At 70.1% G+C, this 11,754-nt stretch carries 13 protein-coding genes and 1 tRNA gene; 9 read left to right on the top strand and 5 right to left on the bottom strand.

All coding sequences use genetic code 11. From position 1 onward, the window contains the following. Nucleotides 1-452: 452 nt before the first annotated feature. The gene (locus AC6RUA_RS12275) at nucleotides 453-1,967 is read left to right on the top strand and encodes a DUF7846 domain-containing protein (RefSeq protein ID WP_499813293.1); all 1,515 of its coding nucleotides are present in this window, start codon (nucleotides 453-455) and stop codon (nucleotides 1,965-1,967) included. Nucleotides 1,968-1,994: 27 nt separating this feature from the next. Here the strand turns inward: AC6RUA_RS12275 and AC6RUA_RS12270 are convergent, their stop codons facing one another. The 3 genes from AC6RUA_RS12270 to AC6RUA_RS12260 all read right to left on the bottom strand — a co-directional run bounded on the left by AC6RUA_RS12270 (nucleotide 1,995) and on the right by AC6RUA_RS12260 (nucleotide 4,277). Further along, complete coding sequence (locus tag AC6RUA_RS12270; RefSeq protein WP_499815446.1) at nucleotides 1,995-2,645, bottom strand: dolichyl-phosphate hexose transferase; 651 nt, start codon at nucleotides 2,643-2,645, stop codon at nucleotides 1,995-1,997. 150 nt (nucleotides 2,646-2,795) lie between these two features. Next, complete coding sequence (locus tag AC6RUA_RS12265) at nucleotides 2,796-3,272, bottom strand: universal stress protein (protein ID WP_499813292.1); 477 nt, start codon at nucleotides 3,270-3,272, stop codon at nucleotides 2,796-2,798. Between the two features lie 120 nt (nucleotides 3,273-3,392). Continuing rightward, nucleotides 3,393-4,277 (bottom strand): hypothetical protein, encoded by an 885-nt coding sequence (locus AC6RUA_RS12260; protein WP_499813291.1) that lies wholly within the window; start codon nucleotides 4,275-4,277, stop codon nucleotides 3,393-3,395. Between the two features lie 123 nt (nucleotides 4,278-4,400). On the opposite strand from AC6RUA_RS12260, the gene AC6RUA_RS12255 reads away from it, so the two are divergent. The 3 genes from AC6RUA_RS12255 (at nucleotide 4,401) to AC6RUA_RS12245 (ending at nucleotide 6,844) form a co-directional block, all read left to right on the top strand. Beyond that, entirely contained in the window at nucleotides 4,401-5,030 is a 630-nt protein-coding gene (locus AC6RUA_RS12255) for a protein-L-isoaspartate(D-aspartate) O-methyltransferase (RefSeq protein WP_499813290.1), read from the top strand. Nucleotides 5,031-5,116: 86 nt separating this feature from the next. Further along, nucleotides 5,117-6,049: a methyltransferase domain-containing protein gene (locus AC6RUA_RS12250; protein ID WP_499813289.1), complete on the top strand. Its 933-nt coding sequence runs from the start codon at nucleotides 5,117-5,119 to the stop codon at nucleotides 6,047-6,049. A 21-nt stretch (nucleotides 6,050-6,070) separates the two neighbouring features. Further along, nucleotides 6,071-6,844 (top strand): protein-L-isoaspartate O-methyltransferase family protein, encoded by a 774-nt coding sequence (locus AC6RUA_RS12245; protein WP_499813288.1) that lies wholly within the window; start codon nucleotides 6,071-6,073, stop codon nucleotides 6,842-6,844. 17 nt (nucleotides 6,845-6,861) lie between these two features. Here the strand turns inward: AC6RUA_RS12245 and AC6RUA_RS12240 are convergent, their stop codons facing one another. After that, the gene (locus AC6RUA_RS12240) at nucleotides 6,862-7,359 is read right to left on the bottom strand and encodes an Ig-like domain-containing protein (RefSeq protein WP_499813287.1); all 498 of its coding nucleotides are present in this window, start codon (nucleotides 7,357-7,359) and stop codon (nucleotides 6,862-6,864) included. Nucleotides 7,360-7,433: 74 nt separating this feature from the next. On the opposite strand from AC6RUA_RS12240, the gene AC6RUA_RS12235 reads away from it, so the two are divergent. The 5 genes from AC6RUA_RS12235 to AC6RUA_RS12215 all read left to right on the top strand — a co-directional run bounded on the left by AC6RUA_RS12235 (nucleotide 7,434) and on the right by AC6RUA_RS12215 (nucleotide 11,308). Further along, on the top strand, nucleotides 7,434-8,555 hold the full coding sequence (locus tag AC6RUA_RS12235; protein WP_499813286.1) for an ATP-binding protein: 1,122 nt from the start codon (nucleotides 7,434-7,436) through the stop codon (nucleotides 8,553-8,555). A 20-nt stretch (nucleotides 8,556-8,575) separates the two neighbouring features. Next, on the top strand, nucleotides 8,576-8,917 hold the full coding sequence (locus AC6RUA_RS12230; RefSeq protein WP_499813285.1) for a fluoride efflux transporter FluC: 342 nt from the start codon (nucleotides 8,576-8,578) through the stop codon (nucleotides 8,915-8,917). Further along, nucleotides 8,914-9,291, top strand: a complete 378-nt coding sequence (locus AC6RUA_RS12225) for a fluoride efflux transporter FluC (RefSeq protein ID WP_499813284.1) — start codon at nucleotides 8,914-8,916, stop codon at nucleotides 9,289-9,291. The genes AC6RUA_RS12230 and AC6RUA_RS12225 overlap by 4 nt, the downstream gene beginning before the upstream one ends. A gap of 63 nt (nucleotides 9,292-9,354) precedes the next feature. Then, complete coding sequence (locus AC6RUA_RS12220) at nucleotides 9,355-9,492, top strand: hypothetical protein (RefSeq protein ID WP_499813283.1); 138 nt, start codon at nucleotides 9,355-9,357, stop codon at nucleotides 9,490-9,492. An 826-nt stretch (nucleotides 9,493-10,318) separates the two neighbouring features. Continuing rightward, nucleotides 10,319-11,308 carry a type I restriction enzyme HsdR N-terminal domain-containing protein gene (locus AC6RUA_RS12215; RefSeq protein ID WP_499813282.1) on the top strand — a complete coding sequence of 330 codons (990 nt, stop codon included), beginning with the start codon at nucleotides 10,319-10,321 and terminating at the stop codon, nucleotides 11,306-11,308. Nucleotides 11,309-11,526: 218 nt separating this feature from the next. On the opposite strand, the gene AC6RUA_RS12210 is transcribed toward AC6RUA_RS12215, so the two are convergent. After that, nucleotides 11,527-11,599, bottom strand: a tRNA-Asp gene (locus AC6RUA_RS12210). Nucleotides 11,600-11,754: the final 155 nt, after the last annotated feature.

Here is an 11,754-nt window from a genome sequence, read left to right as displayed (position 1 = left end):
TACCTCCAGCAGGCGGAACTCCTCCTGCGCGGTCGGCTGTTCCTCCGGCCGCCGGTCGAGGACGCGTTCCGGCCGTGGTTCTTCGTCGAGGACGGCGACCGCCTCTACTCGAAGTACGCACCCGTCCCCGCGGCGGTGTTCGCGCTCGGGAGACTCGCCGGCGGGTTCCCGCTCGCGCTGACGGCCGTCGCCGCGGCGACGGTGGGGCTGACCGCCGCGCTCGGCCGGGAACTGTTCGACGGCCGGACCGGTCTGCTCGCCGGCGTCCTGCTCCTCGCCTCGCCGCTGTTCCTCGTTCACGCTGGCGTCTACCTCCCGTACGCGGCGACGACGGCGCTGAACGTCGGATTCGCGCTCGCGTACCTCCGCGCGGAGCATCGGGGGAGCCTCCCGGCCGCCGCGGCCGCCGGCGGCGCGGTCGGCCTCGCCTCTTCGCGCGGCCGTACACCGCCGTGCTGTTCGCCGCGCCGTTCGTCGCGCACGCCGGCTGGACGCTCGCGCGCACGGGGGCGCACCGCGCCGTCCTCGGCGGCGCGGGCGGGGCGGGTGAGACGGACGGTGGAGGCTCCGCGGACTCGACGGCGCGCGCGCTCCTCGCGCGCCGGGTCGCGACGGCGCTCCTCGGGACTGCCGGCGTGGCGGCGGCGCTGGGCTACAATCACCTCGTCACCGGCGACCCGCTGGTGTTCCCGTACCAGGCGTTCGCCCCGCGCGACGGCATCGGCTTCGGTCGCCGCCAGATTCTCGGCCACGAGGCGGTGTACACCGTCGAACTCGCGCTCCGGTCGAACGCGCTCGTCCTCCGACGGCTGTTCGCCGACTGGGTCGTCGCCGGACCGCTCGGAACGGCGCTGGCCGCCGTCGGTGTCGGCGCGCTCGCCCGCCGGCCCGGGCCGCGACGGACCCACCGCGCGCTCCTCGCGGCGGTGTTCCTCACGGTGTCGCTGGGGAACGTCGCGTTCTGGGGGAACTACAACGTGCTCGGCACGCTCGCCTCGCCGACGGACGGCCTGATACACTACCTCGGCCCGTACTACCACTACGACCTGCTCGTCCCCACGGCCGTCTTCGGCGCGCGCGGGGCGATTCTCGCGGCGGAGTGGGTGCGGGCGCGCGCTCGCGACCACGTCTCACCCGCCCGTGCGAGTCGCGTCGCGCTCGCGGTGATGGTCGCCGGCGGGGCCGTCCTCGGGGGCGCCGCGGCGGCGACGGCGGCCGACCCGCTCGCGCGCAACGCCGACGCGAGCGCGGAACTCGCGGCGGGCTACGAGCCGTTCGCCGACGGCGCGCCGACCGACGCCCTGGTCTACCTCCCGACGCCGTACGGGCCGTGGCTCAACCACCCGTTCCAGACGCTCCGGAACGACGCGGGGTTCGACGGCCCGACGGTGTACGCGCTCGGCGACGCGAACCAACTCGCCGTCGCCGCGGCGTACCCCGACCGCGCGCTCTACCGGTACGTGTACGCCGGCACGTGGCTCCCGACGGACGGGTCGACCGTCGACGCGGCGCTCGTTCCCGTCGACCGAGTGGCGGGTGAGCGACTCGAACTCGGCGCGACGCTCGCCCTCCCCGAGGCGACGCAGGAGGTGACGGTCCGGGTGACCACCGACCGGGGCAGCGCGTACTACGTCGCAACGCCGGCGGGGGGCGAACTCGACGCGACGCTGGTCGTCGCGGACGGGCGGGTTCGGCTCTCCGGTCCCGGCGTCTCGCCGACCGGGAACGCGACGCTGGCGGTCGCCGACCGCGACGAGGTGACCGTCGAGGCGTACGCCTCGACGGGGGCGACCGCGGGGGTCACCTACCGGCTGGCGTTCCCCGTCGCGCGCGAGAACGGCGCGCTCCGGGCGCTGTCGCCGACCGTCGAGCGGTGCGGCGTCCCGACCCGGTGCGTCCCGGTCGGCGTCGGCGGGGCGTCGACGGAAGGGGGCGTCGAGGTCACGTTCGCGAACGCGACGACGTGACCGGCGAGGGCCCGGGCCGGTGGCGGGTCACGTGCGCCGTCGCTCGCCGAGACAGACGCGGACGATGGACGCGGCGATGGCCGCGCCGCCCGTCAGCGGGTCGAGCGTCGTCTCGCCGAGGCGTTCGTCGTAGTCGATGGGTTCCTCGCGGACGCGGTAGCCGCGCAGCACCGGCCGGAGCAGGAGTTCGGCCGACAGCCCGGTGTTCTCGGTCCAGTCGATGCGGTCGATCACGTCGCCGCGGTACGCGCGCATCCCGGTCGTGACGTCGTGGAGCCGCCGCCCGGTCAGCGCGCTCGCGAGCGCGGCGAACGCGTGGTTCCCGTAGCGGTTCAGCGTCGGCATCGTCCGCGCGCCGTGGTAGAGGCGGTCGCCGCTCACCACGTCGTCACCCTCGTTGACGCGGGCGAGGAAGTCGGGGATGCGCTCCATCGGGTAGGTGCCGTCGCAGTCGGTCGTGACGCGGACGGGCGCCGACGTCGAGCGGAGCGCCGCGCGGACGGCGACCCCGTACCCCTGCGGCGCCTGTTCGACGACCGTCGCACCGCGGTCGCGGGCGATGTCGGCCGTCCCGTCGGTCGACCCGTCCACCACGACCACTTCCGCCGCGCCGCCGGTCGCGGCGTCGATGTCAGCGAGCACCGTGCCGATGGCCGCCGCCTCGTTGTACGTCCCCATGACGACGGCCACGTCGTCGAGGCCGTACGGGTCGGTCGTGTCACTCACGACTCCTCGTTCCGGGAGCGCCGTTTTAGGTGTACCGAAACCCCGGAGTCAGTCGGCGAGCGGACGACGGCCGAGCGTGTCGGACAGCGCGGGGGGTCGGCGTCAGTCCCTGTATCCCTCGTCGGTCATCGCGACGGTGACGAACCCGTCGAAGTTGAGCAGCAACTGCTGGGTGGTGTCGCCGAACAGCGCCTTGCCGGTGGGCGAGCGCCGCCGTCCGTGGACGAACAGGTGCCGACAGTCGTTCGCCTCGGCCGTCGCCAGTATCTCGTCGGCGCGGCCGTCTTCGTCGGCCACCCCGGCGTGACACTCGTACGCCACGTCCCGGTCGGCGAGCAGCGGGTCGACGAACTGCCGCAGTTCGCTCCGGTGCCCCTCCAGCACCGAGTCCTCGCCGTAGGAGGCCCCTTCGACCTCCCCGATGGCGGCCAGCGTCTCGGCGTCTTGCTCGAACGAGTCGGGGGTGACGAACGAGACGACGAGCAGTTCCGCCCCGCTCCCCTCGGCGTACGCCGCCGCCTCGGCGACCAGCGGTTCGAACGACGCGTCCGGTTCGACGACCACGAGTGCGCGTTCCATGCGTCCCCGCTCGGAGGACCACAACATGAATCTACTGCCGCCGGGAGGGGGGTGGCGTGCGGGGGACGACGTACACCGCTCGGCGGAACGAACGACTCCGTGGCGGCCGGTGCGGGTCGCTCACTCGTAGCCGTCGGGCGTCAGCGTGTACCGCCACCGGTCGCCCGACCGGACGACCCCCGGCAGTCGCGCGAGTGTGTCGAGGGCGAACGCGACGCCGGCGTCGGAGGTGTCCGAGGAGTCGGAGGCGTCCCGGGAATCGGAGATCTCGGAGGTATCGGAGGTGTCGGGGGAGTCGTCGTGGTACGCTGGCGGGAGCGCCGCGCGAAGCGTCTCGGTGTCGACGTCCGTTCCGGCCTGTAGCACCGCGAGCGCCGCGGCGACCGCCCGGCGCTGGTCGTCCGAGAGTCCCGCCGCCACCATCGCCTCGGTCGCGCTGGCGTACCGCCCCGCCTCGCCGTGGTCGAACAGCCTCGCGCGCCCGTCGGCCGAGACGTCCGACACGCCCGGCCGGCCGGTGAACCGCCAGAGGCCGTCGTCGGTCGCGGGCGGGTCGACCGTCGGGACGGCCGCGAGGTGGTCGCGGACGAACTCGGTCCACCACTCGGTCGCCGTGCGGTACTCGAGGGGCACCTCGCTGAACGCGCCGTCGCTGATCTCGGCGCCGGTCGCCGTCCCCCAGTACCGGAGGAACGCGAACGCCGCGAGCACGGCGTCGAGGCGGTCCGCGCGGAGCCCGCGCGCCCGCAACGCCTCGCGGACGGCGTCGGGGACGTCGGCGGTGCCGTCGGAGGGCGCACGGACCACGCGTCGGCCGCTGTCGGTGAGTTCGTAGCCGTCGCCGGTCTCCCGGACGAGGCCGTTGTCGGCGAGGAACGAGAGCCGGTCACCGACGGCGCTCCGGGAGAGGTCGGCACGCCGCGCGAGCGCCTCCGCGCCCGCCGGCCCGCGAGCGAGCACGACCAGTAGCGCGAGGTCCCGTTCGGTCAGGCTCGGATTGGACACGCTCGAAGGATGGGCGGTCACCGACTTACCAGCGGCGGCGGCACGTGCCGGCCCCCGGGCGGCAGGTCCGCGACGACGGGGCGGGCGTGACTGTTTTCATCGAGCGGACGCTATCGAAAGGATATGGACTTCGCGGCGGCGCGCGAGGCGATGGTCGACCAACTGGAGGCGCGCGGGTACGCCGAGCGCCCGGCGACGGCCGCGGCGCTCCGCGCGGTCCCGCGCCACGAGTTCGTCCCGGCGGCGCGCAGCGGGTCGGCGTACGACGACCGACCGCTCCCCATCGGCGACGGGCAGACCATCAGCGCCCCGCACATGGTCGCGGTGATGTGCGACCTGCTGGCGCCCGACCCGGGCGACGACGTCCTCGAAGTCGGGACGGGTTGCGGCTACCACGCGGCCGTCACCGCCGAACTCGTCGGGGACGGCTCCGTCGCCAGCGTGGAGTACCGTCCCACGCTCGCCGACCGCGCCCGCGAGACGCTAAGCCGACTCGGGTACGACCGCGTCCGCGTGCGCGTCGGCGACGGCAACGAGGGCTGGCCGGGACACGCGCCGTACGACGCGGCGTACCTCACCTGCGCGACGCCGTCGGTTCCCGACGCGGTCGTCGACCAGGTGCGCGAGGGCGGGGTCGTCCTCGCGCCGGTCGGCGACCGGCACCAGCGGCTCGTCCGCCTCCACGTCGGAGACGGGAGCGTCGAGCGCGAGGACCACGGCGGCGTTCGGTTCGTGTCGATGCAGGAGGGGTGAGCCGTCGCCGGGCGACCGGAACCGGGGAGCGAACGGGCGCACTCGCGTGCAGTCGGTTTTTAACCCCCCAATCCTACCCCCGAGACATGTCGATGGGAGACCGGACCGGGCTGAGGACCGAGTCCCTGCTGACGCTGTGGGCGGCGCGGGAGTCGGGCGTACTCGACGCGCTCATGGAACGCGCCGGCACGCCCGGGGAGGTGGTCGAGGAGACGAAGGTGACGCCCGAGGCTGCGGCGACGACGGTCGAGGTACTGACCGACCTGGGGCTGCTCGAGGAGGTCGACGGCGAGTACGAGCCGACGAACCGGGCGCTGGGGCTGCTCGCCAAGCGAGACGTGCGGTCGGTCGGGGGCATCCCGCACGCGCTCGACCGCCTGACGGAGCTCCTCAACCTGCCGACGACGATGACGACGGGCGTGCCCCCGGAGCGGAGCGACGACTGGACGGCGAACGCGCTCGGCGCGCACGCCGCGACCGACGAGGCGCTCGTCCGGGCGGCGGTGACCGCCGCGGTGCGGGCCGCGCCGGCGGCCGAGCGCGTACTCGACCTCTGCGGCGGGTCCGGCGTGTACGCGGCGGAGTTCGCGGAGCGCGGTCGGAGCGTGACGATAGTCGACTCACCGGAGACCGCGGACCTCGTCCGGCCGCTGTACCGGAACACGGACGTGAGCGTTCACCAGGGGACGCCGGGCGCGCTCGGGCGAGCGTTCGAACTCGCGTTCGCCGCGGACGTCGCGACGGGGATGGACCCCCTCGAGGTGGCCGGACTGCTCGACGCGGTCGTCGACGCGCTGGAGTCCGACGGCACGCTCGTGCTCGTCGAGACGCTCGCGGACGGGAGCGAGACGGCCGCGGCGGCCGACGTTCGCGGATTGGCCTCGGGCCACGGCGGCGCACACGAGCCGGCCGACTACCGCGGGTGGCTCTCGAAGGCGGGCTTCGGCGACGTGACCGTCGAGCCGATTCCGGGGACGGGAACGCAGGCGGTCGTCGGCCACAAACACATGGTTGATTAACGCGCGGACCCGAGTCGTGCCATGGGCGGCCCCGACACGGACGTCCTCCGGGAGGACATGCTGGACGCGCTCGAACACGCCCTCGACCGGGCGCCCGACGAGCGCGTGCTCGCGTCGATGGGCGTGGTCCCGCGCCACGAGTTCGTCGCGGAGGCCCCCTACGTCAACCGGGAGGGCGAACAGGGCGGGACGCGCGTGCTCTCGCCGGCGACCGTCGCGCGCCTGCTCGACGCGCTGGCGGCCGACCCGGGCGACGAGACGCTGGTCGTCGGCGCTGGCGTGGGGTACACCGTCGCCGTCCTCGCGGAGTGGGTCGGCGCCGAGCACGTACACGCGGTCGACATCTCCCGAGAGATGGTGTACGAGGCGCGCGCCAACCTCTCGGCGGCCGGCTACGACGCCGTACTCGTCGACCGCCGCGACGGGAGCGGCGGGCTCCCGGCGTACGCGCCGTTCGACCGCGTGCTGGTGGAGGCGGCGGCGGTCGAACCGCCGCGCGCGCTCCTCGACCAGTTGGCGTCGGACGGTCGGCTCGTGATGCCGCGCGGACGCGGAGCCGAGCAGACGCTCGTCGCGGTCGAACCCGGCGGCGCGGGCGGGTACGACGTGGTCGACGAGTTCGGTCCCGTCGCGTTCCGCCCGTTGCTCGTCGAGGGGGAGCAGGCCGACGCCGGCGTCCGGAACCGGACCGAGCGAGAGGACGCCGAGTTCGCCGAGCAGGGGTACTTCGCACGGACCGGCTGGGAACACGAGTGGATCGACTGGGACGACCGCCTGCGCGGCACCGACCGGTAGGGACGACCCGCCGACCGTCACTCGGTCACGACGAGCACCCGGGTGTTCCCGCGGCGGTCGACGAACCCTCCGCCCGCGGGGGGCTTGACGTCTATCTTCACCGTTCCGTCTACCTGATTCGGGCCGAGTTCCGGCGAGACCGAGACCGTCGCGGTCCCGTCGTCTCCGGTCCGCGCCGTCGCGACCCCGTCGATGTCCGCCGTCCCGCTCTTCACGACGACCGTCGCACCCGCGACCGGCGAGCCGTCGGCGTCGACGACGGTCACCGTCAGGTTCTGTGCGCCGGGCGTGGTGACCTCTGGCGACGGCCGGGCGTCGAGTTCCGTCACCGCGAGCCCCTGAATCCCGGACACCATGTTGAGCATCACGCTCAGGCTGGCGACGCCGACGACCAGCGCGACGACCAGCCTGACCGGCAACCCCTCGATGCCGCGCTCGTCGCGGCGAACCGCGTCGAACGCGGTGAGCGGGTCGAGTCCCTCTGCGACGCCGAACCGTTCGAATCGGTCGAGCACGGCGTCGGTGGGCTCGTTTCCCCACTTGAACCCTCGGCCGACGGTTTATGCGTGAAGGGGAGGGCACGCCGCCCGTGCACGTCATCGGACGCGCCGACGGGACGGGGAGTCGAACGGAGGCTGACGCCGGCCGCGCGGACGACGGTCCGACCGCGGCCCTAGGCCACTACTGCGCACGCGACGGGAGCGAGGGCGGGCGGGTCGCACTCGACCTGGACCGCCCGCACGCCGGACTGGTCGTCGGGAAGCGCGGGAGCGGGAAGTCGTACACGCTCGGCGTACTGGCGGAGGCCGTCGCGGACGCGGCGGGACTCGCACCCGTCGTCGTCGACCCGATGGGGGTCTTCGGGGGACTGGTGGCCGACGGCGGGTCGGTCCACCGCCGCCCCCGAGTGCGGGCCGACGCCGTGCCGCCCACGTCGTGGCCGCGGCTGTTCGGCCTCGACCCCGCCGGCCCCGTCGGGGGGCTGCTGTGGCGGGCGTTCGCCGAGCGCGGGACGCTCGGCGGCGCGCGGGCGTTCGTCGAGGGGAGTGACGCCGAACGGGCGACCCGGCGTGCGGCGGCGAACCACGTCGCACTGGCCGCGTCGTGGGACGTCTTCGACCCGGACGGACTGGGTCCGTCCGACCTCGCGGGCGGTCACCCGACCGTCCTCGACTGCGCGGCGCTCCCGGCGGCGGCGACGAACGCCGTCTGTCGAGCGGTCGCCGCGGGGCTGTACGAGGCACGAGTCGAAGGGGCGTTCGACCGGCTCCCGTGGCTGTTCGTCGACGAGGCGCACGCGTTCTTCGAGGGCGTCGCCGGGCCGGCACTCCGGACGCTTCTCACGCGCGGACGAGCGCCGGGCGTCTCGCTCGTCTGCGCGACTCAGCGGCCGGCGGTGCTCCCGGACGCCGCCGTCTCGCAGGCCGACCTGCTCGTCGTTCATCGGCTGACCTCACAGGCCGACATCGCGACGCTCGACGCCGCACGCCCCACGTTTCTCGACGGCGGGGTCGCAGAGCGGGTCCCCGCCGGTGTTGGCGAAGCGCTGGTGCTCGACGACGCCACCGAGGCAGTCCACCCGGTCCGAATCCGAGAGCGCCGGACGCCCCACGGGGGCGCGAGTCCGCGTGCGAGCGACCGCTCGCCGGCGGCGCAGTCGCCGGAGCCGTCCACCCGGGCGCGGACGAGCGAAGTCGAAACCGACGAGTAAGCCCGCGGCGCACTCGGCGTATGAGCGACAGTCCAGGCGCGGTCGCAGCCGTCGCCGTCGGCGGAGCGGTCGGCGCGACGCTCCGGTACGGCGTCGGTCTCGCCGTCGCCGGGGCCGGGGGGACGATGACCGTCAACGTGCTCGGCAGTTTCCTCCTCGGGGTGCTGGTGGTGCGCTCGCTCCCCGAGCGTGTCCGACTGTTCGCCGCGACGGGGCTGTGCTCGTCGTTCACGACGTACAGCACGTTCGCCGTCGAGACGCTCTCGCTCGGTCCCCGTGCCGGGGCGACGTACGTCGCGGCCACGTACGTGCTCGGGGCCGCAGCGGCCGCGCTCGGGGCGCTGGTCGGGGGGAGACTGTGAGCTATCCGCCCGGGGGAGCGCTGGCGGCCCTGCTCGTCGCCGCCGGCGGCGCGCTCGGGGCGAGCGGGCGGTACCTGCTCGGAAACCGCATCCCCGGCCGCCGGGCGACGGTAGCTGTGAACGTTCTCGGGAGCTTCGTGCTCGGCGCGACCGGCGCGGCGGTGACCGCGGGCGCGCCGGGTGGCCTCGCGCTCCTCGTGGGGACGGGGTTCTGCGGAGCGTTCACGACGTACTCCTCGTTCGCCGTCGAGATGCACGCGCTGGTCCGGAACGGGGAGTGGCGGACCCTCGCCGGGTTCGCGCTCGGGACGCTCGCGGCCGCGCTCGTCGGCGCGGCGGTCGGCGGACGCCTCGTCGGGACGCTCTCGGTGTGAGTCCGGCGAGCGTGGGTTTATTCGAACGCGCCCGTTACTCCGAGGTATGGACGTGACCCCGTCGTGAGCGCCGGCGGCCGGTCGGTGCCGCGGCGCCTCCTCGCCGGCGCGGCCGACGAACCCGTGATGGCGCTGTTCGTCACCCTCCTGCTCCTCATGGCAGTCGGGTTCCTGTTCGCGGGCCTCCTCGTGTTCCTGTAGTTCCGTGGAACGGTCAATCCAGGAATCAACGGTGAAAATTCGAGCGGGTGAGTTATTTAGGGGAACTCGCAACTGCCGCCGATGAGCTACGAGGTGCAAGTCTCGAGCGAAGACAAGTGCGGATACTGCAGCCGCGAACTCGTCGAGATAGAAGACTCGGCCGGGCGGACCGGCCGCTTCTGTTCTGCGGGCCACCCGCAGTAACGGTCGCAGGCGACCCGGCTGTCGCAGCGGGCGGCGACGAGTCACGTCTGGGCGTCTCCGTATCGGTCGAGCGGGCTTCGAGACGTGGTGGCGGGTCCGTTGCCGGGAGGACTTCGCGGGGGCCGACGGTGGGGAGTGCGGACCACCGGCAGTCCACCGGATAGGGGGGCGCCTCTCGACTCCGGAAGTCGCCGGTTCGTCCTCCGAGTCGAACGAATCGACCGAACCGAGAATTCGGAGCGCCCGGAGCGGGATTTGAACCCGCGTCACGACCGTGACAGAACGGCGCTCACAGGCTCGCGCTACCGAGGGACTATATGGCAAAATTCGCATCTTCCCCGCGAAACGGGGGGCCTAACACCGTTATCTACCCCAACACTTACTTAAAGAATTCAGACAACCTGTCCGTTAACCGAGGTCAGGGTCAACGGACTCATCATAACTGGCAATAAAAATTGCGTTTCTGAAAATAAGAGGGAAGTACGGACGATACCCTATACGAGCTGATTCTCCGTATCTTTATCAGCCCCCGTGCGAGAATCAATTGTTAATAATGTCGTTTCATTCGGACTTGTCTGACTATGCAGAACAGTCTTCTGCACTCCTTGAGGCATCACCACAGATGGATGAAGAGAATACCAAAAGGAAAATAATCGAGCCGCTGACTGAGCTCTTGGGTTGGAACATCCTTTCCTCGGACGTTGAACTTGAGTACTCGGTACAGATGGGCTCTGGAACGAAAAAGGTCGATTACGCTCTCAAACTCGAAGACACGCCTGTAGTCTTCGTTGAAGCGAAAGGAGCTGATACAGACCTAACGGAGAATCACGAGAATCAACTGAGAAGCTATATGCGGCAAGTTGGGGTGGATTGGGGTTTGCTATCGAACGGTCGTGAATTCGAGATTTTCAGACGCGACAATAGCAGTAGTCGCCCGAATGAGATATCTCTCGCGGAGTTCCCGCTTAAGAATATTCAGGAAAATAGGCAGGCTCTCGTAGCTCTTTCAAGGAGATCCATCCAGACGGGCGAGTCCCGACAGATAGCAGAGAAAATCGAGTCCGTACAGAGAGCAATTCAAACACTCCGACGAGACAAAGAAAACATCGCTGAGGACGTGACAAGGGTCGTCACGAGCAAGATTGGCGAATCGGTTTCACAAAGGGTAGAAGATGAGGCAAAGAGTTTCGTAGACGATCTGATTTCCTCATTGGCGGCACAAGCACACAAAACGGAGATCGAATCTCCGTCTAGTCGCTCCCAGTCTACTACATCCGGATATGAGATTCAGATTCTACAGGACGGACACGAGGTAGAACGAGTGTCGGGGAAGACTCAAGCTAAAGCCGTAGCAGAGCTCGTGAATTATCTCATCGAGGAGGCGAATCTATTGGAAGAAATAAAGATTCCGTACGTGCCCGGAACAGGGAGAGGAACGCGCGTATTAGTCAATGATAAGCCACTCCATATGAATGGAGATGAAATGCGAATGTACGAGGAGCTTTCGGATGGTTACTACCTATTCACTGCTTTGAGTGCTAAAGATAAGGCCCGATACGTTTCAGAGTTACTGGACAAAGTCGGGATGAGACACAATTTTATCGATTGGTGAGCATTCCTTACAGACAATTAACGCCTACAACTATAGCGACAGTGAAGTAATATTTCTGACTACAATTGAGCCGGCTACTCATCAGTGGAAATGCCACTCTCTTACTCACTTAGCACGCTCTAGCAAACTTGTAAGTCAGAGTCGTACAACCAGGTGCTCTGAAAGATTCACCTAATCTTGTTTAGTGAAATTCCACTAGAGGGCGTTAAACCAGTAAGCGCCCGGAGCGGGATTTGAACCCGCGTCACGACCGTGACAGGGTCGTATGATGGGCCACTACACCATCCGGGCGAACGCATCTCCTGGTTTCGGAGGGACGTAATTAAGGCTTGTTATCCGTCCCGTCCGTGTCGTGCGATACCGTGCGCCGAAAGCTTGAAATATGCGGGTCACGTCGGTCGGCGTGTCTCTCTCCGCGGGCTGGCCAGCGTTGCGTCCCCATCCGA

The sequence above is a fragment of the Halorarum sp. SLYT50 genome, assembly GCF_059821265.1.
Note: the sequence above shows the minus strand (reverse complement) of the source record. Positions and strands in the feature narration are given on the sequence as shown.

Bases quoted from the DNA above. Each gene is read 5' to 3' on its own strand.
- AC6RUA_RS12270 (WP_499815446.1), bottom strand. From the start codon at position 2,645: ATGGGGACGTACAACGAGGCGGCGGCCATCGGCACGGTGCTCGCTGAC.
- AC6RUA_RS12265 (WP_499813292.1), bottom strand. From the start codon at position 3,272: ATGGAACGCGCACTCGTGGTCGTCGAACCGGACGCGTCGTTCGAACCG.
- AC6RUA_RS12255 (WP_499813290.1), top strand. From the start codon at position 4,401: ATGGACTTCGCGGCGGCGCGCGAGGCGATGGTCGACCAACTGGAGGCG.
- AC6RUA_RS12250 (WP_499813289.1), top strand. From the start codon at position 5,117: ATGTCGATGGGAGACCGGACCGGGCTGAGGACCGAGTCCCTGCTGACG.
- AC6RUA_RS12245 (WP_499813288.1), top strand. From the start codon at position 6,071: ATGGGCGGCCCCGACACGGACGTCCTCCGGGAGGACATGCTGGACGCG.
- AC6RUA_RS12230 (WP_499813285.1), top strand. From the start codon at position 8,576: ATGAGCGACAGTCCAGGCGCGGTCGCAGCCGTCGCCGTCGGCGGAGCG.
- AC6RUA_RS12215 (WP_499813282.1), top strand. From the start codon at position 10,319: ATGGATGAAGAGAATACCAAAAGGAAAATAATCGAGCCGCTGACTGAG.